This window comes from Falsirhodobacter sp. alg1, assembly GCF_000739715.2.
Lineage (GTDB): Bacteria > Pseudomonadota > Alphaproteobacteria > Rhodobacterales > Rhodobacteraceae > Falsirhodobacter.
This window is the reverse complement of the sequence record NZ_BBJC02000001.1, coordinates 487,423-509,154: the sequence shown is the minus strand read 5'-3', so window position 1 is coordinate 509,154 and position 21,732 is coordinate 487,423. Positions and strand designations below refer to the sequence as shown.

The 21,732-nt window shown below is 60.4% G+C and carries 26 protein-coding genes; 10 read left to right on the top strand and 16 right to left on the bottom strand.

Translation table 11 applies throughout. From position 1 onward, the window contains the following. Nucleotides 1–6 precede the first annotated feature (6 nt). Genes flgA through TR36_RS02430 form a run of 7 tightly spaced genes read right to left on the bottom strand, consistent with a single transcriptional unit; the run spans nucleotide 7 to nucleotide 3,231 of the window. Nucleotides 7–426 (bottom strand): flagellar basal body P-ring formation chaperone FlgA, encoded by a 420-nt coding sequence (gene flgA / locus TR36_RS02460; RefSeq protein WP_045388747.1) that lies wholly within the window; start codon nucleotides 424–426, stop codon nucleotides 7–9. Beyond that, entirely contained in the window at nucleotides 426–1,211 is a 786-nt protein-coding gene (gene flgG, locus TR36_RS02455) for a flagellar basal-body rod protein FlgG (protein WP_045387718.1), read from the bottom strand. The genes flgA and flgG overlap by 1 nt, the downstream gene beginning before the upstream one ends. Before the next feature lie 9 nt (nucleotides 1,212–1,220). Beyond that, nucleotides 1,221–1,931 (bottom strand): flagellar hook-basal body complex protein, encoded by a 711-nt coding sequence (locus TR36_RS02450; protein WP_062762308.1) that lies wholly within the window; start codon nucleotides 1,929–1,931, stop codon nucleotides 1,221–1,223. Between the two features lies 1 nt (nucleotide 1,932). Then, entirely contained in the window at nucleotides 1,933–2,199 is a 267-nt protein-coding gene (locus TR36_RS02445) for a flagellar biosynthetic protein FliQ (protein WP_045387722.1), read from the bottom strand. Beyond that, nucleotides 2,199–2,471, bottom strand: a complete 273-nt coding sequence (gene fliE / locus TR36_RS02440) for a flagellar hook-basal body complex protein FliE (protein ID WP_045387724.1) — start codon at nucleotides 2,469–2,471, stop codon at nucleotides 2,199–2,201. The genes TR36_RS02445 and fliE overlap by 1 nt, the downstream gene beginning before the upstream one ends. A gap of 11 nt (nucleotides 2,472–2,482) precedes the next feature. After that, a complete protein-coding gene (gene flgC, locus TR36_RS02435) occupies nucleotides 2,483–2,860 on the bottom strand; it encodes a flagellar basal body rod protein FlgC (RefSeq protein WP_045387727.1) in 378 nt (125 codons plus the stop codon). Then, complete coding sequence (locus TR36_RS02430) at nucleotides 2,860–3,231, bottom strand: FlgB family protein (RefSeq protein ID WP_062762468.1); 372 nt, start codon at nucleotides 3,229–3,231, stop codon at nucleotides 2,860–2,862. The genes flgC and TR36_RS02430 overlap by 1 nt, the downstream gene beginning before the upstream one ends. Before the next feature lie 82 nt (nucleotides 3,232–3,313). Between TR36_RS02430 and TR36_RS02425 the strand changes: the two genes are divergently transcribed. Further along, nucleotides 3,314–4,609, top strand: coding sequence for a FliI/YscN family ATPase (locus TR36_RS02425; protein ID WP_045387730.1), 1,296 nt, complete (start codon nucleotides 3,314–3,316; stop codon nucleotides 4,607–4,609). On the opposite strand, the gene TR36_RS02420 is transcribed toward TR36_RS02425, so the two are convergent. From TR36_RS02420 to TR36_RS02395, 6 genes are all read right to left on the bottom strand, one after another. Continuing rightward, nucleotides 4,606–5,436, bottom strand: a complete 831-nt coding sequence (locus tag TR36_RS02420) for a DUF1217 domain-containing protein (protein ID WP_045387733.1) — start codon at nucleotides 5,434–5,436, stop codon at nucleotides 4,606–4,608. The two genes, TR36_RS02425 and TR36_RS02420, sit on opposite strands and share 4 nt — an antisense overlap. Further along, nucleotides 5,433–5,837, bottom strand: coding sequence for a flagellar biosynthesis repressor FlbT (gene flbT, locus TR36_RS02415; RefSeq protein WP_045387736.1), 405 nt, complete (start codon nucleotides 5,835–5,837; stop codon nucleotides 5,433–5,435). The genes TR36_RS02420 and flbT overlap by 4 nt, the downstream gene beginning before the upstream one ends. Next, nucleotides 5,834–6,208 (bottom strand): flagellar biosynthesis regulator FlaF, encoded by a 375-nt coding sequence (gene flaF / locus TR36_RS02410; protein WP_237763495.1) that lies wholly within the window; start codon nucleotides 6,206–6,208, stop codon nucleotides 5,834–5,836. Before flaF ends, flbT begins: the two co-directional genes overlap by 4 nt. A gap of 65 nt (nucleotides 6,209–6,273) precedes the next feature. Further along, nucleotides 6,274–7,458 (bottom strand): flagellin, encoded by a 1,185-nt coding sequence (locus TR36_RS02405; protein ID WP_045387741.1) that lies wholly within the window; start codon nucleotides 7,456–7,458, stop codon nucleotides 6,274–6,276. 205 nt (nucleotides 7,459–7,663) lie between these two features. Then, nucleotides 7,664–7,990 carry a hypothetical protein gene (locus tag TR36_RS02400; RefSeq protein WP_045387744.1) on the bottom strand — a complete coding sequence of 109 codons (327 nt, stop codon included), beginning with the start codon at nucleotides 7,988–7,990 and terminating at the stop codon, nucleotides 7,664–7,666. Further along, nucleotides 7,977–8,243, bottom strand: coding sequence for a rod-binding protein (locus TR36_RS02395; protein WP_062762305.1), 267 nt, complete (start codon nucleotides 8,241–8,243; stop codon nucleotides 7,977–7,979). Before TR36_RS02395 ends, TR36_RS02400 begins: the two co-directional genes overlap by 14 nt. 97 nt (nucleotides 8,244–8,340) lie before the next feature. Between TR36_RS02395 and TR36_RS02390 the strand changes: the two genes are divergently transcribed. Together TR36_RS02390 and TR36_RS02385 are read left to right on the top strand one after the other, a co-directional pair. After that, the gene (locus tag TR36_RS02390; protein ID WP_062762303.1) at nucleotides 8,341–9,240 is read left to right on the top strand and encodes a flagellar hook-length control protein FliK; all 900 of its coding nucleotides are present in this window, start codon (nucleotides 8,341–8,343) and stop codon (nucleotides 9,238–9,240) included. Nucleotides 9,241–9,250: 10 nt separating this feature from the next. Next, nucleotides 9,251–9,895, top strand: a complete 645-nt coding sequence (locus TR36_RS02385) for a flagellar hook capping FlgD N-terminal domain-containing protein (RefSeq protein WP_052362447.1) — start codon at nucleotides 9,251–9,253, stop codon at nucleotides 9,893–9,895. Here the strand turns inward: TR36_RS02385 and ubiB are convergent. Continuing rightward, nucleotides 9,892–11,415, bottom strand: coding sequence for a 2-polyprenylphenol 6-hydroxylase (gene ubiB / locus TR36_RS02380; protein ID WP_045387753.1), 1,524 nt, complete (start codon nucleotides 11,413–11,415; stop codon nucleotides 9,892–9,894). The two genes, TR36_RS02385 and ubiB, sit on opposite strands and share 4 nt — an antisense overlap. A 1-nt stretch (nucleotide 11,416) precedes the next feature. Then, a complete protein-coding gene (gene ubiE / locus TR36_RS02375) occupies nucleotides 11,417–12,160 on the bottom strand; it encodes a bifunctional demethylmenaquinone methyltransferase/2-methoxy-6-polyprenyl-1,4-benzoquinol methylase UbiE (protein WP_062762300.1) in 744 nt (247 codons plus the stop codon). Between the two features lie 105 nt (nucleotides 12,161–12,265). Between ubiE and mutM the strand changes: the two genes are divergently transcribed. From mutM to zapE, 7 genes are all read left to right on the top strand, one after another. Continuing rightward, nucleotides 12,266–13,105 carry a bifunctional DNA-formamidopyrimidine glycosylase/DNA-(apurinic or apyrimidinic site) lyase gene (gene mutM / locus TR36_RS02370; RefSeq protein ID WP_045387759.1) on the top strand — a complete coding sequence of 280 codons (840 nt, stop codon included), beginning with the start codon at nucleotides 12,266–12,268 and terminating at the stop codon, nucleotides 13,103–13,105. A gap of 82 nt (nucleotides 13,106–13,187) precedes the next feature. Further along, a complete protein-coding gene (gene rpsT, locus TR36_RS02365; RefSeq protein WP_045387762.1) occupies nucleotides 13,188–13,460 on the top strand; it encodes a 30S ribosomal protein S20 in 273 nt (90 codons plus the stop codon). Nucleotides 13,461–13,931: 471 nt separating this feature from the next. Continuing rightward, on the top strand, nucleotides 13,932–15,329 hold the full coding sequence (gene dnaA, locus TR36_RS02360) for a chromosomal replication initiator protein DnaA (protein WP_045387765.1): 1,398 nt from the start codon (nucleotides 13,932–13,934) through the stop codon (nucleotides 15,327–15,329). A gap of 92 nt (nucleotides 15,330–15,421) precedes the next feature. Then, the gene (gene dnaN / locus TR36_RS02355; RefSeq protein WP_045387768.1) at nucleotides 15,422–16,540 is read left to right on the top strand and encodes a DNA polymerase III subunit beta; all 1,119 of its coding nucleotides are present in this window, start codon (nucleotides 15,422–15,424) and stop codon (nucleotides 16,538–16,540) included. Further along, nucleotides 16,533–17,597: a DNA replication/repair protein RecF gene (gene recF / locus TR36_RS02350; RefSeq protein ID WP_062762298.1), complete on the top strand. Its 1,065-nt coding sequence runs from the start codon at nucleotides 16,533–16,535 to the stop codon at nucleotides 17,595–17,597. Before dnaN ends, recF begins: the two co-directional genes overlap by 8 nt. 101 nt (nucleotides 17,598–17,698) lie before the next feature. After that, the gene (gene gyrB, locus TR36_RS02345; RefSeq protein WP_062762296.1) at nucleotides 17,699–20,143 is read left to right on the top strand and encodes a DNA topoisomerase (ATP-hydrolyzing) subunit B; all 2,445 of its coding nucleotides are present in this window, start codon (nucleotides 17,699–17,701) and stop codon (nucleotides 20,141–20,143) included. Further along, nucleotides 20,144–21,226 carry a cell division protein ZapE gene (gene zapE / locus TR36_RS02340; protein WP_062762293.1) on the top strand — a complete coding sequence of 361 codons (1,083 nt, stop codon included), beginning with the start codon at nucleotides 20,144–20,146 and terminating at the stop codon, nucleotides 21,224–21,226. Here zapE and TR36_RS02335 read toward each other — a convergent pair. After that, entirely contained in the window at nucleotides 21,223–21,708 is a 486-nt protein-coding gene (locus TR36_RS02335) for an acyl-CoA thioesterase (RefSeq protein WP_045388753.1), read from the bottom strand. The two genes, zapE and TR36_RS02335, sit on opposite strands and share 4 nt — an antisense overlap. Nucleotides 21,709–21,732: the final 24 nt, after the last annotated feature.

The following is a 21,732-nucleotide window of genomic DNA, read 5'->3' as shown; positions in this document are numbered from 1 at the left end:
GCCCTTTCAAAGTTGGGGACCGACGACGACCTGACCGTCCTCGGCAATGCGCCCCGTTACGGTGGCGCGCGATTGCAAATTCATTACGCGGATAACATCCCCCACACCGCCCCGCCCCAGGGCACGCCCTTCGGTCACGATCATCAGGGCACCGTTGCGATAACTGAGGGCGACAAGCTGGTTGCGATCGATAATTGCAGGGGCCCCCAGATCGGCCGCCAGCACGGGGCGCCCTGCATAAAGCGTGACCCGCGTTTCCATCCCCACGGCCAGAAGGGAATCGTCCAGCGATCCGGCGACATCGCCTGCAACCATGGTGACATCGGCCGGTCCGATGACGCTTTCGGCCCGCAGGGTGCGCGTTGCAACAACCGTATCCGCGATTGCGAAACCGGGAAAAAGGGCGATGACAAGGGCGGCCCGGATCATTTTACCTGCACCGTTGCAGACAACATCTGGTCGGCCGCCATGATGACCTTCGAATTCAGTTCATAGGCCCGTTGTGCCTTGATCAGTTCTGTCACCTCGCGCACGGCATCGACCGTACTTTCCTCCAGATAGCCCTGGCGCAGGGTACCAAGCCCATCCTCTCCGGGTGTTGAAGATATTGGCGGGCCCGATGCTTCGGTTTCCAGAAACAGGTTCGACCCCGTCGCTTCCAACCCCTTGGCATTGGTGAATGATACGAGATTCATCTGGCCCATCAGCTGCGGCTGAACCTGATCTGCAAAATAGGCGTAAACCTCTCCGTCAGCATTGATGGACAGGCTTTTCGCATCGTCGGGAATGGTAATTCCCGGCGCCACCTCGTGCCCGTCTGCCGTGACGATCAGGCCATCGGCTGACCGTTTCAGGGCCCCGTCACGGGTGTAGGAGGACACGCCACTGGGCAGCGTTACCTCCAGATATCCCGCCCCTTCAATTGCGACATCCAGATCGCCGCCGGTCTGTACCAAGGAGCCTTGCGCCAGAACCACCGAAACCGAAGACGGCCGCACGCCAAGCCCCAACTGTACCCCGGTCGGCAGCATCGTCCCATCTTCGGCAGCGACCGTTCCCGGGCGGGTCAGCTGCTGATAGTGCAGATCAGCAAAATCCGCGCGGCGAGCGTTGTACCCCGTCGTCGACATGTTGGCGAGGTTGTTGGACACGACATCGACACGCATCTGTTGCGCAGCCATGCCCGAGGCAGCAATCTGGAGGGCCTTCATCCTGTGTTCCTATTTTCCAAGGGTCTGAATAACCGATCGTAGCCGGTCATCCTCTCCGTCCATAAAACTCTGGCCCATTTCATAGGCGCGCTGCACATCGATCATCCGGGCAATTTCCGCGACCGGATTCACGTTGGAGTCCTCCAGCTGCCCTTGAATGATCATCGCGCCCTCGGCGGGTTCGGTTGCATCTGCTGCAAACACGGTGCCCCCCTCATGCCGCAGGGAAAGCGGATCCTGCGGCTGCCATACCCCCACCCGGCCAATGGGTGCGCCAGCAACAGAGATTGTCCCGTCCTGCGCCACGGCCACCCCCCCCGCATCCGGTGGTATGAAAATGGGCGCGCCGCCATCATCCATCAACGAATACCCGTCCGCATTCACCAGCAACCCCTCGGATGAGGGCGTGAAATTGCCGGCCCGTGTCAGCCGTTCGCCCGTGGGCGTCTGCACCGCGAAAAAACCGTCACCCTGAATGGCCAGATCGAAAGCCCCGCCCGTGGCCGTCAATCCGGCCTGCGACAGATCCACCTGACGCGCCGAAGCGGTGGCCATAGACAGGGACGGACCATCTTCCATTCGCTTGATGTATTCGGAAAAAACGACACCTTCGCGGCGGAAGCCCGTGGTGGAAATATTGGCGATATTGTTCGCCACGGATTGCATCTCACGCATCAGGCCCGATTGCCGTGACAGGGCCGTATATCCGCTTGCGTCCATTCTAATGCCCCACGATCCGGGGCAGCACCCCGTCATTGAAAAATGCGACAAGCGTCGAGGTCATGAAGCTCATCGAGACCCAGAAAACTGCCAGCATCCCTGCCACTTTGGGCACGAAGGTAAGGGTCATTTCCTGTACCGAGGTCAGAGCCTGAAAGAGGCCGATCACGACCCCTGCGATCAGGGCAACTGCCAGCAATGGCGCCGAAACCTGAACCGCAATCCACAAGGCCTGCCGCATGACATCGTAGATGTCGCTTTCGGTCATCAAACCTGCATCCGCAGGATTTCCTGATACGCCTCCACCACCTTGTTGCGCACGGTCACCGCAGTTTCGACCGCCAGTTCAGAGGCGGAAAGCGCCTGAACAAGGGCATGCGGATCAGCCCCGCCGACCATTGCGGCTGCGGAGGTCTGCTCCCCCTGTTCCAGTGTTTGCGCAAAGCTGTCCGCCGCCCGCATGAAGCTGTTTTCCGAAGGCTCGGTGGCGGGGCGCGCCCGTGCATAATTCTGCGCGGCAAAGGATGCTGAAATTTCCATGGAATACCTTGTTAGCTGCGGAGAAGATCAAAGAGGCTCTGGCTCATCTGCCGGGCCTGATCGAACATGCGTAGATTGGCCTCGTAGCTGCGCTGCGCCTCACGTGCGTCAGCAACCTCGACCACCAGATCGACGTTGGAGCCATCGTAATGCCCGGTGGCATCGGCCAAGGGATGCGAAGGGTCGTAAACCTGAACGAGTTCCGAACGGTCCAGATCCACCGGCCCCGGTGTGACGCCACCATCCATCGTTTCGGCAAAGCTGATCGTCTTGCGATGGTACCCCGGCGTGTCGGCATTCGCGATATTTTCGGACACATGGCGCAACCGCTGCGATTGCGCGGTCATGCCGGATGCAGATGCGGCAAGGCTCTGGAAAAGATCGCTCATCACTGCCGCCCCAGACTGGTTCGCAGGATATTCGCGGTCGCACGATAGATCGACAGCGCCATGTCGTGATCCTGCCGTATCTCGGCGGCCTTCACCATTTCGCTCTCGAGCGTTACGCCGTTGCCGTTCGGATCCGTGATGCCGGAACTGACGATGACGGATTCCCCCCCCTGCGCCTGCCGGATATGACCGGCACGCGTTGTCCGCAGCGCGCCCGCCGCTTCGTAGGATGCGGCAAAAGGCGCAAGGTCGCGCGCCTTGTATCCGGGCGTATCTGCATTCGCGACATTCTGCGAAACCAGACCCTGCCGCGCACCGGCATGTGCTGCAAACGCCTGTGCCATTTTGACGATCGGTAGACTTTCGAACATCGGGGCTTCTCCCTCGATAGGTTTCACCAAGGCTTAAGAGTGATTCCTTTAGAAACGGTAAGCGGCCGACAAAGGACACGAAATGAACACCCCTTTTGCCCCTCTCAGCGCGGTGCTTGCCGACATAACCCCTGCGCATCGGATCGGTCGTATCGCCGCCTTGGGCGGTGGCACCGTCACCGTCTCGGGTCTGTCTGACGTGGCGGCATTGGGGGACCGCCTGCAAATCGACGGCAGGATGGGTGGCGAGGTTCTGGGCCTGACACCCGACAGCCTGACGGTGATGTGCGATGATGCGCCGGACGGGCTTGCCATCGGGGATGAGGTTCTCTGGAAAGGCCCCGCATCCTTGTCCCCCGACACCTCTTGGCTAGGGCGTGTGATCGATCCGCTTGGCCAGCCGATAGACGGGCGCCCTCTGTATCGGGGACCAGAAGCCCGGCCTTTGCGTGCGCCGCCGCCGCCCCCTGCGAGCCGGCGCGGATTGGGGGCGCGTCTGGCCACCGGAATGGCTGTTTTCGATACGTTGCTTCCCGTGGTTTGCGGGCAGCGGATCGGATTGTTTGCCGGGTCGGGCGTCGGAAAATCAACGCTTCTGGCAAGTTTTGCGCGCGGGCTTTCGGCAGATGTGGTTGTGATTGCCCTGGTCGGGGAACGTGGGCGCGAGGTACGCGAATTCGTGGAGAATGTCTTGGGGACCGACGGCATGACACGCGCGATTGTCGTTGCCGCCACGTCTGACCAATCGCCGATGATGCGCCAACGTTGCGCCTTGGCCGCGATGACTGTGGCCGAACATTTTCGCGATCAGGGCCGACATGTATTGCTGCTGGTGGACTCCATCACCCGTTTTGCCGAGGCGCACCGGGAAGTGGCCGTTGCTGCCGGAGAGGCCGCGAGCCTTCGGGGCTACCCCCCCTCCACCGCCCATGCGATCATGTCGCTTGCCGAACGTGCCGGTCCCGGAGCGGGAAGTTCCGGTGATATTACGGCCGTCTTTTCCGTGCTGGTTGCCGGCTCGGATATGGATGAACCTGTGGCCGATATCCTGCGCGGAACCATTGACGGGCATGTGGTAATGGACCGGAAGATTGCCGAACGCGGGCGGTTTCCAGCCATCGATTTACTCCGCTCTGTCTCGCGAAGCCTGCCCCATGCTGCCACACCACAGGAAAACGCGATGATCCGTCGGGCACGGCAGGTTTTGGGTGCATGGGACCGCGCGGAAATGATGGTACAGGCCGGGCTTTATGCAAAGGGCAGCGATCCGCAGATTGATGATGCAATCCGCCTGACACCGGCCCTCGACATGTTTCTGGCCGAAAAATCTGAAGGGATCGGCGCGTCATTCCGACGGCTGGAGGGCTGTCTGATCTAATGCAGAATCGAGAGTATATTCGCTGCCGATCCGCTGCTTTGCAAAAGGGTCAGCGCGCTGCTTCCCTTTGTCGTGGCCGAAGAGGAGCTTCCCGTCAGATCGGACATGATCAGAAAGCGTTTTATCAATGCATCAACCTTGTCAGAATTGGCAAAGTCGGAAATGGAGGAACTGCCGAACAGGGATTTTGCCTTTGCCTTCATGACAGTCAGCTGTTGATCCAGATCGATCGAGGCAAAGGATGTCGGCAGCCCAAAGGCTGTCTGGAACACGCTTCGCAAGGATTCCGAACCCAGAATCTTGAACCACTTGGTATCGTCGCTGCTGCTTGATGCAGCCAGCGTCCCGAGCTCTCGTTGGGCATTCAGGGCCAACCGCATATCGGTATTCTGATCGCCCACGGCAGCTTCGAACTGACGCTCTCGATAAGCTGAAAGAATTTCTTCGGGAAAGTCGGATAAAACCGTCCTTGGTGTCGTGAAATCGCCAAAGCCGAAGGCCTTGGTCAACTCCAGGTACCGCTTGTCCGTCAGCTTGTTCGCAAGCGAACTGCTGTCCAGTGATCCTTCTTCCAGTACCTTTCGGATGTAGAACTTGTTCGACAGATCATCATCCAGCCCGAATGCCCCCAGGGAAACTTTCAGAAGCCGGTAATCGGATACCAATTCTTCTGCAGAACGGATCGAGCCTATTTTTGCGGTGAAATAATCTTCATCCCGCTGCTGCGCCGCCGAATTATCGAAGGCCGCTTTTTGTGTATCAAGCGTGCGTTGCAGGAATGTCCAGCCAGCATAGCCGGTCAGGGGGATGACGGGTGTAAAGCTCACGCCGGATGCGCGGCCAGAAGCCGCTCCTCCCGGGGTAGCAGACCGCGCAGGGCCTTCAATGCCAGATAGGGCTGCGAGTGAAGAACGGCCGTTGTTGCTTCGGTCAGGATGGTGCGGCTGTCGTGATCGGTCAGTGCCTGGCTCAATTGCTCGATACCGCTCAGCAGTTGGCGGCGGGCCTGGGCCGGATCGGCATCACCGGACAGGATCAACTGCGCAATATAGCAGACGCGACGCACCGGCGTATTGGCATCATCAGGGTGGATGGCGTCCCGCAGCCGCAGGATATTCGCGTTGGGTGTCTTGATCGCCAGCCGCGTCCGACGTTCACCGTTTTCCACCACGACACCGTTGATCAACACACGTTCATGCGGACCAAGTTTCAACACGAGGCCGGTCATACCGCAGCCTCGCCACGCAGGCCGCGCATGACGGCAATATTGATGTCGATCAGTGCCGTTGCATCAGCCGTCTTGCGCAAAACCTTCGGCGTATGCTGGGCCGTGAATTTATAAAGGTAGAACAGGCGTGCACGCAGATCGACGGGCAGACCATTCTCTTCCAACGCCAGATCCGTGGCCAATACGGTCCACAACCGAAGATTGTCATGCAATGCAGAAACCATCGCATTGAAATCCGGGGCACCGTCATTGTTCGCCTGCTTCATGGCGCGGGTCACCCGGGCCAGCGCATCATATTCTATATTGCGGGGGCTGCGCGTAACGGCGGGTGCGGCGCCGTAGATATTTCGGGGCATATGGTGAGCGGTCAATCCGGTTTCTCCTGATCGGGCTGCAAATCAGGGTGGGCGGGAATTTCCCCGCCCACCCCCTTGGATTATTTGAACAGAGACAGGATGTTCTGCGGCGACTGGTTCGCAATCGACAAGGATTGAACACCCAGCTGCTGCTGAACCTGCAGGGCCTGAAGACGCGCCGAGGCCTCTTCCATATCCGCATCAACCATCGAACCGATGCCGGTTTGCATGGCATCGGTCAGTTTCGATACGAAATCGGCCTGCATCGACAGCCGGTTCTCCGACGACCCGAAAGAGGCGGCCGCATCGGTGGCCGTCTTGATCAGCCCGTCGATTGCCGCCAATGCGCCCGTGGGGTCGGAGGTGACATCGATACCACTCATCGCGCTCAGGCCACCGGCCCCGGCGTTCTGATATTGGCCCGATACAGTCACGGCATCTGCATTGTCGTTCTGCAGAACCAGTGTTCCGGCATTCGCACTGTCATAATCAACCGAAATGCCGACATTGGCCCCTTCGATCGCTTTTTTCAGTCCGTTCGCCACAACACTCGATGCATCCGTCGAGGCCAGGTCAGCGGCCGTTACCGTGTAGGAAATCCGCTTGTTCCCGATGGTCAGGTTCAGCGAATCCCCTTCGGCAAGAACGCTTGCGTCAATGTTCATGCTGCTGGTGCCACCGGCATCCATTGCCGCGCTGAACACATCGCCAGCCGTGCCCACACCATCAGAACCGGTGAATGCCGCAGCCGCCGTGTAACCGCCCGTCTGCAGATCCGCCCGAGCCACCGAGATCTGGCTGGACTTCACGCCTGCGCCGCTACGGTCCAACGACGAAAGCACATTCATGCTGTCGCCGCCCTGCACCAGATTGAGACCGTTGAACTGTGCGGCCCCGACCACCGAAGAGATCTGGTCCTTCAGTGCAGCGATATCTGCCTGGATCTTTTCACGATCCACGTTCTCGCCCTGTGCCGAAACGATTTTCGTTTTCATCGAGGTCAGCAGGTCGGTTACCGTTTCTGCGGCCTGACGGGCAACGGCAACGGTCGATTGGCCCAGGGACAGGCTGTCAGTAATTCCCTGAAAGCTGTCCACATCGGATTCCATCGTCTTGGAAATGGCCCAGATGGCGGCATTGTCCTTTGCCGAGGACACCGTTTTCCCGGTAGAGATTTCGCTCTGTACTTGGCTCAGCCCGCTATTGATGCCCTTGAGTGTCTGAAGGGCAACCATCGCGCTGGAGTTGGTCAGGATCGAAGACATGTTAATTCCCCTTGCCACATTTTTGGTGGCCTGTGCCGAAATTGGCGGAAACCGGGTTTCTACCCTGCGCGGGTCTGATCGCCCTACGCGCCGCCCCAACCTTGGAACGCAGTCTTTCTTCGATCCTGAACCCTTAATCAGCGCCTAATTTCGCCACAGGCGCCCCGGCCTTTTCAATTCAACTTTTAACTTTCGTTCCCGCTTTTCACAGACGGCGCGACAGTGTGGTCTGCGCTGCCGCATCTGCACGCCGCCCCTGCCCGTCATAGGTCACCAACGACGCCCCCGTGGCCCCCATCGCCCGGATATCGGCCAAGCGCCAGGATGCGGCCCGTACCCCCTCTGCCGCTGCGGCCAGCTTGCGGGACAAGCGCTGCGCCTTGGCGTGCAGGGCCGCCAGATGCGCACCGTCCGACATTCGCAGGGTCCGGATTCCATCCTCCAACGCTGTATCAAGGCCGCCCAGTCTTTCGAACTGCCCCGAGGAAAGGGCGTTTTCCACTTGTGTCATCACGTCTTCAAGCGTGGTCATCTGTCCCTCCCATCGCACGGTAGATCGATTCGCTCAGTCCGATTCCGCCCTTTTGCACCATTGCCTTGGCCTGTTCCGCACGCAGGAATGAGGAAAACTGTTCCTCCCCTGCGCCCCCACCGAAATCGCCGGACAAACCATCAAGGCCGGCATGCCCCAGCATTTCTGCCAGAAAGGCTGCCTCCAGTTCCTGCGCCTTTTCGCGTAACGGGTTCGGGGGGGGAGATATGGCTGATGAGACGGGTGGGATCATGACGGCACCTTCGGTTTTTTCGCAAGATGGCTTGGGCGGGTAAAGAAAGCGGTAACGCTCATACGCCAATACAGAAGGGATTGCGTGGAGAATCCCGATGAACGTCCAGCCTGTACAAAGCCTACCGCAGAAAACGGCATCCCCCNTTTCCCAGCAAAAGGGCGATTCCGAGGGCGGGTTTGGCGCCGTGATGGATGAACTGGCCGCAGCCGATCAGCCCGCCGAAGACACGGATACTGAAGAGCCCGAGGGACTGGACGTTGAAATTCCTCTCCCTGAGGAGCTGCTGAATCCGCCCACCCCTGCCGAGCAATCCGTCAGCCTTTCAGCGTCCGTAAAGCCGACACTTACCGCAGCCGGACCGGATATTGCCGGTGCTGATCCGGTGCCATCCGCGATGGATACCCCGCAACCCTCCGGTGACGATGCGGCCACAGGTGGGGCAACGCCCGTGAAAAAAGCGGAGATGAACATTCCGGCCGCGACCATATCTGCGTTGCACGCTCTGGCCGATCATCATGGGGCGGCAATCGACCTTGCCGCTCCGCAGGCTGCTACGTCGGATATACAGGCCCCCTCGGCCATCACTATGCCACAGGCAGCGACCCATGCGACCGAGGCGCGGGCCATCCCCATGCCGCAACCCCGCCCTGACGCGCCCACGCCCGCGCAACAGCCTGCTGCAGAAACCGCTGACAGGGATACGACCGACGCCATTCGCATCGCCGTCCATCGCGACGGTGACCAGATGCGCCTTGTGCTGAGCGCGGACCAACCCGCCACTCTGGATCTGATGCGCCGCCATGCAGACCAGCTACAGGCCGACCTGGCACGAGAGGGGGTGCCCGAAACCGCCTTCACATTCTCGGATGGGGCGGGACAGGGCCATACCGAAGATCGCCCCGCCCCGCCAACCCGCCGCAGCGCCGAACATGCCGCAGCCCATTTTATTCTTCCCGCCGGCCCGACAGGCACCGGCCTGGACCTTCGCCTCTGAAAGGGTCGTTATGGACGTTCTCTCCTCTACCGCCGTGACCACGGCCACCGCCGCCAGCAAAACAACGGAGACCAGTTCGGATTATCAGACCTTTCTGAAAATGCTGACGACCCAGCTGAAATATCAGGATCCGATGTCACCGATGGAATCGCAGGAGTTCGCGGTGCAGCTTGCAACATTTTCGGGGGTGGAGCAGCAAACGGTCACCAACCAGTTGCTGGAGAAGATGGGCGCGAAACTGGATGCGATGACCCTGTCGGATCTGTCATCCTGGCTGGGCGCAGAGGCCCGTGTGGAAACTCCGATCACCGTCGATGGCAGCGGTGTCACCATCTACCCGCAGGCAGACGATACGGCAGATACGGCAGTGCTGGTGGTGCGCGATCAGGGCGGCGCCGTGGTGGCACGAGAGCCGATCTCGCCCTCGGCCTCCTCCATGGTGTGGATGCCATCCGATGCAACAGGCAATGCGCTGACGATGGGAAGCTATTCGCTGTCCACCGAAAGCTATTCCGGCGACGTTCTGCTCTCAACAACGGCGGTTGCGCATTATGCCAAGGTGACCGAGGCGCGGAACGGCACGGACGGCACAATGCTGGTGCTGGACAACGGAACGGAGGTGGCTGCCTCCGCCGTCAGTTCCCTCCGCCGCTAAAGCATCTGGCCAATCGCGACGCCCACCAATGCGATCCCTGCCCCCACGACCACCCACATCAGGCGTGAGGGGGCGCGGACAACAACCGTCGTCTCCGGGTCGTCGGGGCGCAGCAGGCGCGCCTCGACCAGCTCCGGCAGTCGGGGGCCAAAGCGGGACAACACCCGTGCCGTCCGTGTCAGGTCACGCAGAACGGCCTTCGGCCCAATATTCTCGCGCACATAGGATTCCACTACAGGGCGGGCCACCTGCCAGATGTTGATCTTCGGATCCAGTGACCGCGCAACCCCCTCCACCACAACCATAGTGCGTTGCAGCAGGATCAGCTCGGTCCGCGTCCGCATTCCGAACCGTTCAGTCACTTCGAACAGATAGGAAAGCAGCCGCGCCATGGAGATATGGGAGGCATCCATGCCGAAGATGGGCTCCCCGATCACACGCAAGGCGCGGGCAAACTCATCGATATCCCGATCCCGCGGCACATATCCGGCCTCGAAATGCACCTCCGCCACGCGTCGGTAATCCCGGCGGATAAATCCGTACAGAATCTCGGCATAGACACGGCGCGTGTACAGATCCAGCCGTCCCATGATTCCGAAATCATAGGCAATGATCGCACCGTCCGGCCCGACCTTCAGGTTGCCGTGGTGCATATCGGCATGAAAGAATCCGTCACGCAGGGCATGGTTCAAAAACAGCTGCAATACGCGCGCACCCAATGCCTCCCGGTCATGACCCGCAGCATCGATCGCAACCGTATCGGCCAATGACAGTCCATCGGCCCAGCCCATGGTCATCACCTGCCGCCCCGACAGGCCCCATACCGGCTGCGGCACGCGAAAACCGGTATCGGCTGCCGTGTTCAACGCAAATTCCGCAGCCGAAGATGCCTCCAGCCGCAGATCCAACTCTCCCATCACCACGCCATCGAAATGGCGGACCACTTCCGTCGGGCGCAGGCGTCGTGTTCCCGGCAGGCATAATTCGACCAGACGTGCCCCTGTGTAGAAGGCATCGACATCCACACGGAACGCCCGTTCAATTCCGGGGCGCAGGACCTTTACGGCAACTTCGGTTCCGTCAGCCAGCCGCGCGTGATGCACCTGCGCGATAGAGGCGGCGGCAACAGGTTCCGAAAATTCGGTAAAGGCGCTGTCGGCGGCAATTCCCAGATCGGCCTCGACCATCTGCTTCGCAACCTCGATCGGGAACGGCGGCAAGCGGTCCTGAAGGAACCGCAGCTGCATGGCCAGATCGTTGCCCACGATATCGGGGCGTGTCGAGAGGATCTGGCCGAACTTGATATAGGCGGGGCCAAGCGCCGTAATGGCCCGCGTGACCGGCGGCAGGTCGGGATCACCCTTCAGGCCCAGCCATTTGAACGGCCACGCCAATGCATGGGCCACCATCCGCAGCCGTGCAGGGGCCTCGGCCTGTTCCAGAATGATCGGCAGCGCACCCGTACGGGAAAAGGTGGCCAATGTCCGGATCAGGCGGAGAAAGTTATGGGGGCCTCGCAACTCAGACCTTCCAGCCGGAATGCAATGCGGCAATTCCCATCGACAGGTTCCGGTATTTCACAAGGCCGAAGCCCGCTTTGCGGATCATTCCGGCAAAGGTTTCCTGATCCGGAAACTTGCGGATCGATTCGACCAGATACTGGTAGCTGTCACGATCCCCGGTCACCATCTGGCCCATCGCGGGAATGACATTGAAACTGTAGACGTCATAGGCCTTCTGCAACGCAGGGTTCGGCAGCTGGCTGAACTCCAGCACCATCAGCCGCCCCCCGGGACGCAGCACCCGATAGGCCTCGGCCAATGCATCCTCGATCCGGGTCACGTTCCGGATACCGAAGCTGATGGTATAGACATCGAAGCTGTTGGACGGCAGCGGCAGGGCCATCGCATCGCCCACCACCCAGTCAAGTCGGTCAGCCATGCTTTCGGCATCGGCACGCTTGCGCCCCGCCACCAGCATCGATTCGGTCATATCCAGAACCACGGCCTTGGAATTGGCGGCGCGGCGCAGAAAACGGAACGCGACATCGCCGGTTCCCCCGGCCACATCCAGAATACGCTGACCAGGGCGCGGGGCCAGCCAGTCCATCATCGCATCCTTCCAAAGCCGGTGGACACCCGCCGACATCAGATCGTTCATGATATCATAGCGCGAGGCGACGCTGGTAAAAACGCCATGCACCATGCCAGCCTTTTCGCCCTCATCCACCGTGCGAAAGCCGAAATGCGTGGTCCTGTCGGTCATGCTGATCTCCGTCTTTGGGCCGATGGGTATACTGCCGCGCGCGCCGGGAAAACCGCTTTGTCGCTGCATTCCCCCCACTATATAGCGAGCAAGTGGAGGACGCCCATGCCAGAATTGCCAGAAGTTGAAACTGTTCGTCGCGGGCTGGAGCCTGCAATGACCGGAAACGTGATCGTAGGGGCCGATATCAACCGGCCGGATCTGCGCTGGCCGTTCCCGCCCCGCATGGCGGAACGGCTGACGGGGGCACGAATTCTGGCCCTGCGGCGCCGGTCGAAATATATCCTTGCCGATCTGTCCACACAGGAAACGCTGCTGATCCACCTGGGAATGTCGGGGCGGATGCTGGTATCGGGCCTCATGCTCGGGGAGTTTCACCATCACCACCCTGCCCCCGAAAAGCACGACCATGTCGTATTGCATATGGATAGCGGTGCACGCGTCACCTTCAACGATGCCCGCCGCTTCGGGGCGATGGATCTGATGGCGACAGGGGCAAGCCACCCCTTGCTGGAGGCTTTGGGGCCGGAACCCCTGGGCAACGGCTTTGATGCCGAACATCTGGCCGCCCGGCTAAAGAATCGGGCCAGCCCGATCAAGACATTGCTGCTGGATCAGCGAATCGTTTCAGGGCTGGGCAATATATATGTGTGCGAGGCCCTGTTCCGTGCCCGCATCGATCCACGGCGCAGCGGGGGGGACCTGGCCCGGTCCGAGGTAGAGGTTCTGGTGCCCGTCATCCGCGATGTCCTGACCGATGCAATCGCCGCCGGAGGGTCCTCTTTGCGCGATTATCGCCAGACAGGGGGCGAGTTGGGCTACTTCCAGCACAGTTTCCACGTCTATGGCCGCGAGGGGGCCGCCTGCACGAATTGCGGGGCCCCGATTGCCCGGATCGTACAGGGGGGGCGCTCGACCTTCTTCTGCAATGCCTGCCAGAATTGAGGATAACGTGTTGACTCATACCCAAGCAGGGCCTAAAGACCCGTCTTCAATATAGACATCGACAAAACCGGAAACCGTACTTATGGCAAATACGCCCCAGTCCAAAAAGCGCGCCCGTCAGTCCGAGGCCCGCTTTGTCGTGAACAAAGCTCGTCGTTCGCGCATCCGCACTTTCATTCGCAAAGTTGAAGAAGCAATCGCTTCGGGCGACAAAGACGCAGCAGTCGCTGCCCTGCGCGCTGCCCAGCCCGAAATGGCACGTGGCGTTTCGAAAGGCGTTCTGCACAAGAACACCGTTTCGCGCAAAATCTCGCGTCTTTCGTCGCGTGTAAAAGCTGTAGGCGCTGCCGCCTAAGCTGCGAATAACCCGTTGAAAAGGCGCGCTTTCAGGCGCGCTTTTTTTATGCCTGGTGATCAGGCGTGGCGCGAATGTCAAACGTTCCGGATTCGGCCCGACCATTTTCCTGTCAACAGCGAAGATCGGTTGCGGTTCCTCCGAAACGCGGGCTAGCGTCACTAAGCGATTCACTGTCCTGGGGGACATTGATCGCATTCTGGGACCGGTCCGGCTGCCACGCTGTGTTGCTTGATTTTCGATGCAACTGGGACATGTCCTGCGAATGCGATTCAAACGCACACCGGCTGGCGCCGAATGGTGCCTTATCTTTTGTACGCGAAGCTTATGGCTTCGTGCCAATATGGTGTTGTTGTAGGCCACCGGATATCTCCGGCGGTCATCCCCCTTGGTTTGCCATCTGGCAAATCAGGTGATCGCGCGAAAAGGCCCGATGACTGTCGGGCAGTTGATGGAGCGGTCGGGAAGACGATGACGAACGAGAACTGGGCGAAGTTGCGTGAAGATCTGCTGGTTCATGTTGGACGCAACAATTACGTCACCTGGATCGAGCCGCTCAAGCTGACCCGTTTGACCGAAGGACGCGCCGAGTTTGAAGTGCCCACCTCTTTCTTCGGAAATTGGGTGCAGCGCAATTTCTCGGATCAGATCCGCCACCGGTTGAACGAGGCCGGGCATGACGTTTCACGCGTGGAATTTTCGGTGGCCCGCATGTCGGCGCCCGCAACAGCACCGGCCCAAACACCGGTGGCAGCCGCAGCACAGCCTGCGGCCCCCGCGGCCACCCCGCGCCCTTCGCCCCTGCGCAGCCGTGCACCGGACGAAGAGCTGTCGGGCGCCCCGCTGGACCCGCGTTTCACCTTCGACAGTTTTGTCGTGGGCAAACCGAACGCCTTGGCCCATGCAGCCGCGCGCCGCGTTGCCGAAGGCGGTCCTGTCACCTTCAATCCGCTGTTTCTTTATGGCGGCGTCGGCTTGGGCAAGACACACCTGATGCACGCGATCGCGCATGAGCTGCAGCTGCGTCAGCCGCATCTGCGTGTTCTGTACCTGTCGGCGGAACAGTTCATGTACCGCTTTGTGCAGGCTTTGCGCGAACGCCAGATCATGGATTTCAAGGAAATGTTCCGCTCGGTCGATGTCCTGATGGTCGATGACGTGCAGTTCATCGCCGGCAAGGATTCAACGCAGGAAGAGTTCTTCCATACGTTCAACGCCCTGGTCGATCAGAACAAGCAGATCATCATCTCGGCCGACCGTGCGCCGGGGGAAATCAAGGATCTGGAAGAGCGGATCAAATCGCGCCTCCAATGCGGCCTGGTCGTGGATCTTCACCCGACCGATTACGAACTGCGCCTTGGTGTGTTGCAGCAGAAGGCCGAAGTCTATCGCCACCAGCTGGGCGATCTGGAAATTGCCGACGGGGTATTGGAATTCCTGGCCCATCGCATCACGACAAACGTCCGCGTGCTGGAAGGTGCCCTGACACGCCTGTTCGCCTTTGCAAACCTGGTCGGTCGCCCTGTCACGCTTGAGGTAACGCAGGAGTGCCTGTCGGACATTCTGCGCGCGTCTGACCGCAAGGTCACGATCGAAGAAATCCAGCGCAAGGTCGCAGAGCATTACAATGTGCGGCTGTCCGACATGATCGGCCCGAAGCGCGTCCGCACCATCGCCCGTCCGCGTCAGGTGGCAATGTATCTGGCCAAACAGCTGACCCCGCGGTCATTGCCGGAAATCGGCCGGCGGTTCGGTGGCCGGGATCACACCACGATCATGCATGGCGTCCGCAAGATCGAAGAGCTGTTCGCAACGGATTCGCAGCTTGCCGATGACCTGCAGATGCTCAAGCGTTTGCTTCAGGGCTGATCTCTTTGGTGGTGCCCTTGACGCGCCCCTGAAACAATCGGAAAGTCTGCGCTAATAATTCGGCCTTCGGGCGGGAAACGGGAAAGACGGCAATGAAGATCAGCATCGAACGCGGCACACTTCTGAAAGCGGTCGCACAGGCCCAATCGGTGGTGGAACGCCGCAATACGATTCCGATTCTTGCCAACGTGCTGATCGAGGCAGAGGGCGACCACGCCTCGTTCCGCGCAACCGATCTGGACATCGAGGTGATCGATCGTGCCCCGGCACAGGTGGAACGTGCGGGCGCTACAACCGTGTCGGCAGTGATGCTGCACGAGATCGTCCGTAAACTACCGGATGGTGCCCTGGTCAGCCTGACCGAAGACAGTGCCTCAGGTCGTCTGGTCGTCATGGCCGGCCGGTCGAATTTCAGCCTGTCCACCCTCCCGCGTGAGGATTTTCCGGTGATGGCCTCATCGGAATATGCCGCAAAATTCACGGCAAAGGCAAAGGTGCTGCGCCGCCTGTTCGACAAGGCGAAATTTGCGATCTCGACCGAGGAAACCCGCTATTACCTGAACGGCGTATACATGCACGTGGCTACGGGGGACGAGGGTCCGGTTCTGCGCTGCGTTGCAACGGATGGTCACCGCCTTGCCCGTATCGATGCCCCGCTGCCCGAAGGGGCGCAGGGAATGGCGGGCGTGATCGTCCCTCGCAAGACCGTCAACGAGCTGCGCAAGCTGCTGGATGATGACGATGCGGATATCGCGGTCTCCGTCTCGGAAACAAAGGTGCGTTTCGCCACACCTTCGCTGACCATGACCTCCAAGGTCATCGACGGCACATTCCCCGATTACACACGCGTCATCCCCACGCAGAATACCCGCCGGCTGGAGGTTGATGCCAAGGATTTTGCCAAGGCCGTCGACCGTGTCGCGACCGTCAGCTCCGAACGTTCGCGCGCCGTCAAACTGAGCCTTGACGAAGACCGCCTTGTCTTGTCGGTCAATGCGCCGGACGCGGGCAACGCTGAAGAGGAACTGGCCGTCGCCTATGCCGATGAAAAGCTGGAAATCGGGTTCAACGCCAAATACCTGCTGGAAATCGCCAGCCAGGTTGACCGGGAAAACGCGGTATTCATGTTCAATACCTCCGGTGACCCGACGCTTATGCGCGAAGGCAACGACAGCAGCGCCGTCTATGTCGTGATGCCGATGCGTGTCTGACACGACGCTGACATCCCTGAATATCTCGCATTTCCGGTCGCATCGTGCGGCCGGTTTGCGCTTTGACGGTCGGCCCGTCGCAATTTACGGGGCGAATGGCGCAGGCAAGACGAACCTGCTCGAAGCTGTCTCGCTGTTATCGCCCGGTCGGGGGCTACGCCGCGCCGCGACCGAGGATTTTGCCCGCCGTCCCGAGGCATTGGGCTGGAAGATCCGCGCCGAAATAGGCGGTCATGAAATCGAGACCTGGGCCGAAGGCGACAGCCCTCGGCAGGTCAGGATCGACGGCAAGGCCACACCACAGACGGCCCTGTCACGTATCCTGCGCCAGGTCTGGCTGGTTCCCTCGATGGACAGGCTGTGGATAGAGGCAGCCGAGGGCCGTCGCCGCTTTCTGGACCGCATGACGATGAGCTTCGAGCCGTCCCATGCCGAGGCTGTTCTGGCCTATGACAAACCGATGCGCGAACGGAACCGGCTGCTGCGTGACGGCATCACAGATCCGGCATGGTACAATGCGCTGGAACAACAGATGACCGAGGCGGCCGAGGCGATCACCCGCAATCGCGATCTGGCCCTGAACCGGATTGCCGCCGCACAGAACGATGCCGAAACCGCCTTTCCACGTGCCGATCTGCTTATAACCGGCAATGACGAGGATCTGGCTTCCCTTTGGGCGGACACCAGGCGGCGCGATATGGCCGCGGGGCGCACATTGCACGGGCCGCATCGGGCGGATCTGGTGGCGACCTATGCGGCCAAATCCATGCCTGCCGCGCAATGTTCCACCGGTGAGCAGAAGGCCCTGCTGGTCAGTCTGATCCTGGCCAATGCAAGGGCGCTGGCAGGCACATCCCCCCCCGTGATCCTCTTGGACGAGGTGGCCGCCCATCTGGATGCAGACCGTCGTGCCGCGCTTTATGACGAGCTGCTGGCGCTGGACGCGCAAACCCTGATGACCGGCACGGGGCCAGAGCTGTTCGACACCATCGCCCCCTCTGCGCAAATGGTTGAAATCACGGAATTTGCGCAGATGTCGGTGATCGGGTCAAAATAACGTCNACCCCCCCCTGTCACAGGGCGAAAAAGCGCCCCCCGCGCGTGACATCCCCCCCCGCTGCCTGTATAAAAAGACAACATTGCAAGAGGGTGGTCCGAATGGCCGAAACAGCACGGCAGCCAAACGAATATGGCGCGAGTTCCATCAAGGTGCTCCGGGGGCTGGAAGCGGTACGCAAACGTCCCGGAATGTATATCGGCGATACCGATGACGGGTCCGGCCTGCACCATATGGTGTATGAGGTCGTTGATAACGGCATCGATGAGGCGCTGGCAGGCCATGCGACCGCGGTCACCGTGAAGATCCACGCCGACAGCAGCGTTTCGGTCCGGGACAACGGTCGCGGCATCCCTGTGGACATCCACGAAGAAGAGGGCGTTTCGGCGGCCGAGGTCATCATGACCCAGCTTCACGCGGGTGGTAAATTCAACAACACAGATGATTCCGGCAATGCCTACAAGGTGTCCGGCGGTCTGCACGGTGTCGGTGTTTCGGTTGTGAACGCCCTGTCGGAATGGCTGGAACTGCGCGTGTGGCGCGACGGCAAGGAATATGCCGCGCGGTTCGAACATGGCGAATGCGTGGAGCATATCCATGTCGTGCGCGAAGCGCCGGGCGAAAAGGGCACCGAGGTGCGCTTCTTTGCCGCCAGCAAGGAAAACGATCCCGAGGGAACCTTCTCCAACCTGAACTACAGCTTCAAGACGCTGGAAACCCGCCTGCGGGAGCTGGCATTCCTGAACTCCGGCGTCCGGATCATCATCGAGGACGAGCGTCCGGCCGAACCGCTGAAGACCGAATTGTTCTACGAGGGCGGCGTGCGGGAATTCGTGCGCTATCTGGACCGCTCCAAGACATCGCATATGGCCGATCCCATCTTCATGGTCGGGGAAAAGAACGGAATCGGCGTTGAAGTGGCGATGTGGTGGAACGACACCTACCACGAAAACGTCCTGCCCTTTACCAACAACATTCCGCAGCGCGACGGCGGCACGCATATGGCCGGCTTTCGCGGAGCACTGACCCGGACGATCAACAGCTATGCCCAATCCTCCGGGATCGCCAAGCGCGAGAAGGTGGATTTCACTGGCGATGACGCGCGCGAAGGTCTGACCTGCGTTCTGTCGGTGAAGGTGCCGGATCCCAAGTTCTCCAGCCAGACCAAGGACAAGCTGGTTTCTTCCGAGGTGCGGCCTGCGGTCGAGAACCTTGTGAACGAAAAACTGTCCGAGTGGTTCGAGGAAAATCCCGCCCAAGCAAAAATCATCGTCGGCAAGATCGTGGAGGCCGCTCTGGCCCGTGAGGCTGCCCGCAAGGCACGCGAGCTGACGCGTCGGAAAACCGCGCTGGACGTCGCCTCCCTGCCGGGCAAGCTGGCCGATTGCCAGGAGCGTGATCCCGCAAAATCCGAACTGTTCCTCGTCGAGGGGGATTCTGCCGGCGGTTCCGCCAAGCAGGGCCGCTCGCGGGCCAATCAGGCTGTTCTACCGCTCAAGGGGAAGATCCTGAATGTGGAACGGGCGCGTTTCGACCGGATGCTGGCCAGCCAGGAAATCGGCACGCTGATCACCGCGATGGGGACCGGTATCGGCCGGGATGAATTCAACGTGGAAAAGCTGCGCTACCACAAAATCGTCATCATGACCGACGCCGATGTTGACGGGGCGCACATCCGGACGTTGCTGCTGACCTTCTTCTTCCGGCAGATGCCCGAAATCATCGAAGGCGGGTACCTCTATATCGCGCAGCCGCCGCTTTATAAGGTCGCGCGCGGCAAATCCGAGGTTTACCTCAAGGATCAGGCCTCATTGGACGATTACCTGATCGAACAGGGCACCGACGGGGCAACCCTGCGCCTGCACAACGGTGAGGTGCTGGCGGGTCAGGATCTGATCCGCGTCATTGACGGTGCGCGCCAGTTCCGCCGCGTTCTCGAAGCCTTTCCGACCCATTATCCGCGCCACGTTCTGGAACAGGCCGCCCTTGCCGGCGCCTTTGACCCGACCGAGGATGACCTGCAGAAACTGGCAGACCGCGTTGCCACACGTCTGGACGAGGTTGCCGCCGAATTCGCAAAGGGCTGGACAGGCCGGATCACGCAGGATCATGGCATCCGCCTCAGCCGCGTCTTGCGCGGTGTCGAAGAGTTGCGGACGCTGGACGGTGCGGTTCTGCGCTCGGGCGAAGGGCGGCGCATCGCGCAGGTCTCCCAGCCGCATCGCAACGTTTATGAAGGCACGTCGCGCCTTGTCCGCAAGGATCGGGAACAACTGATCCACGGCCCGATGGATCTGCTGAAGGCCATTCTGGCCGAGGGAGAAAAAGGGCTGTCGCTGCAACGCTACAAGGGTCTGGGTGAAATGAACCCCGATCAGCTGTGGGAAACCACGCTGGACCCGGATGCACGTACCCTGCTGCAGGTGAAAATCGACGATACGGTCGAAGCCGATGACATCTTTACCAAACTGATGGGTGATGTCGTAGAACCGCGTCGGGAATTCATCCAGCAGAACGCCCTGAACGTCGAGAATCTGGACATCTAGATGCCGGGCCTTGTCGAAGTCTATGATGCACGCATTGCGGCGGGGACGCTGAAGGCGGACCCCGCACAGCGGGCCGTTCTGGCCGAGCTGGAACGGATTCGGCTGGCATTGACCGAGGCCCCCGCCCCGGCCAAACGCGGATTCTTCGCGCGGTTTTCCAAGGCAGAGGTGCCGCAGATCAAGGGCCTCTATCTCTGGGGCGGCGTGGGCCGGGGCAAATCCATGTTGATGGATATGTTTGTCGAAAGCGTGGAGATCACGGCAAAACGGCGCGTCCACTTCCATGCCTTTATGCAGGAAATCCATCATGGCATGCATGAGGCGCGCAAGCGTGGCGTGGATGATGCCCTGACGCCCGTTGCGGATGCGATTATCGAAAAACTGCGCCTGCTTGCCTTTGACGAGATGCAGATCACCGACATCACCGATGCGATGATCGTGGGTCGCCTGTTCCAGAAACTGTTCGAGGCGGGCGTGGTCATCGTCACCACATCCAACAGACCGCCGGATGATCTGTACAAGAACGGCCTGAACCGCCAGATTTTCGTGCCTTTCATCGGCATGCTCAAAGAGCGTCTGGTCGTGCATGATCTCGAAAGCCCGAACGACTATCGCCAGCACAGGCTGACGGGGCAGCAGGTCTACTTCCATCCAGCAGCCGGGGCGCGGGTGCAGATAGATACGATATGGGATGACCTGACCGGCGGTCAGGACGCGCCTCCTCTCCATCTGCCAGTGAATGGCCGTCAGGTGGAAATCCCCCGCTTTGCCAATGGTGTCGGTCGGGCCAGCTTCTGGGATCTTTGCGCCAAGCCGCTTGGACCCGCCGATTATCTTGCGGTCGCCGATGCCGTGCGCGTGCTGGTTCTGGAGGATATTCCAAGGTTGTCCTCGACCAATTTCAACGAGGCCAAACGCTTCGTGACGCTGATCGATGCCCTGTACGAGGCGAAGGTGCGGCTGATCGCCAGCGCTGCCGATGAACCGGAACGCCTTTATTCCGAAGGTGAGGGCGCATTCGAATTCGAACGCACGGCCTCTCGGCTTCGGGAAATGCAGGATGCGACCTGGGGCAAATCCTAGGCGTTATCCGATGCGTCCTGCATCCGCGCCGCATATTCCCGACGGATCGTGCGGCGCAAAACGGCTCCACGATGGCGCTGCTCCTCCACCGGGGTTTGCGGCACCAGGGGGGGCACCGCAACCGGCCGCCCATCATCCCCGACGGCAACCATCGTAAAGTAGCAGGAATTGGTATGGCGGCGGTGCCCGGTACGGATATTTTCTGCCTCTACCCGGATACCGATCTCCATGGAGGTACGGCCCGTATAATTCACCGATGCCCGGCAGGTGACCAGCTCGCCCACGTTGATCGGTTCCTTGAATGTCACTTGATCCACCGAAAGCGTTACGGAATAGTTTTTCGAATATCTGGACGCCAAAGAGAAGGCGACGCGGTCCAGTAACCGCAGCAGATCACCGCCATGCACCTTGCCGCTGAAATTCGAAAGATCGGGCGTCATCAGTTCCGTCATTTCCAGCTTATGGTTCGGCGAGGATTGCATATCGGCTCCACGGTTGAATTGCCC

Bases quoted from the DNA above. Each gene is read 5' to 3' on its own strand.
- flgG (WP_045387718.1), bottom strand. From the start codon at position 1,211: ATGAAGGCCCTCCAGATTGCTGCCTCGGGCATGGCTGCGCAACAGATG.
- TR36_RS02450 (WP_062762308.1), bottom strand. From the start codon at position 1,931: ATGGACGCAAGCGGATATACGGCCCTGTCACGGCAATCGGGCCTGATG.
- TR36_RS02445 (WP_045387722.1), bottom strand. From the start codon at position 2,199: ATGACCGAAAGCGACATCTACGATGTCATGCGGCAGGCCTTGTGGATT.
- fliE (WP_045387724.1), bottom strand. From the start codon at position 2,471: ATGGAAATTTCAGCATCCTTTGCCGCGCAGAATTATGCACGGGCGCGC.
- flgC (WP_045387727.1), bottom strand. From the start codon at position 2,860: ATGAGCGATCTTTTCCAGAGCCTTGCCGCATCTGCATCCGGCATGACC.
- TR36_RS02430 (WP_062762468.1), bottom strand. From the start codon at position 3,231: ATGTTCGAAAGTCTACCGATCGTCAAAATGGCACAGGCGTTTGCAGCA.
- TR36_RS02425 (WP_045387730.1), top strand. From the start codon at position 3,314: ATGAACACCCCTTTTGCCCCTCTCAGCGCGGTGCTTGCCGACATAACC.
- flbT (WP_045387736.1), bottom strand. From the start codon at position 5,837: ATGACCGGCCTCGTGTTGAAACTTGGTCCGCATGAACGTGTGTTGATC.
- TR36_RS02405 (WP_045387741.1), bottom strand. From the start codon at position 7,458: ATGTCTTCGATCCTGACCAACTCCAGCGCGATGGTTGCCCTTCAGACA.
- TR36_RS02400 (WP_045387744.1), bottom strand. From the start codon at position 7,990: ATGACCACGCTTGAAGACGTGATGACACAAGTGGAAAACGCCCTTTCC.
- TR36_RS02395 (WP_062762305.1), bottom strand. From the start codon at position 8,243: ATGATCCCACCCGTCTCATCAGCCATATCTCCCCCCCCGAACCCGTTA.
- TR36_RS02385 (WP_052362447.1), top strand. From the start codon at position 9,251: ATGGACGTTCTCTCCTCTACCGCCGTGACCACGGCCACCGCCGCCAGC.
- ubiE (WP_062762300.1), bottom strand. From the start codon at position 12,160: ATGACCGACAGGACCACGCATTTCGGCTTTCGCACGGTGGATGAGGGC.
- mutM (WP_045387759.1), top strand. From the start codon at position 12,266: ATGCCAGAATTGCCAGAAGTTGAAACTGTTCGTCGCGGGCTGGAGCCT.
- rpsT (WP_045387762.1), top strand. From the start codon at position 13,188: ATGGCAAATACGCCCCAGTCCAAAAAGCGCGCCCGTCAGTCCGAGGCC.
- dnaA (WP_045387765.1), top strand. From the start codon at position 13,932: ATGACGAACGAGAACTGGGCGAAGTTGCGTGAAGATCTGCTGGTTCAT.
- dnaN (WP_045387768.1), top strand. From the start codon at position 15,422: ATGAAGATCAGCATCGAACGCGGCACACTTCTGAAAGCGGTCGCACAG.
- gyrB (WP_062762296.1), top strand. From the start codon at position 17,699: ATGGCCGAAACAGCACGGCAGCCAAACGAATATGGCGCGAGTTCCATC.
- zapE (WP_062762293.1), top strand. From the start codon at position 20,144: ATGCCGGGCCTTGTCGAAGTCTATGATGCACGCATTGCGGCGGGGACG.
- TR36_RS02335 (WP_045388753.1), bottom strand. From the start codon at position 21,708: ATGCAATCCTCGCCGAACCATAAGCTGGAAATGACGGAACTGATGACG.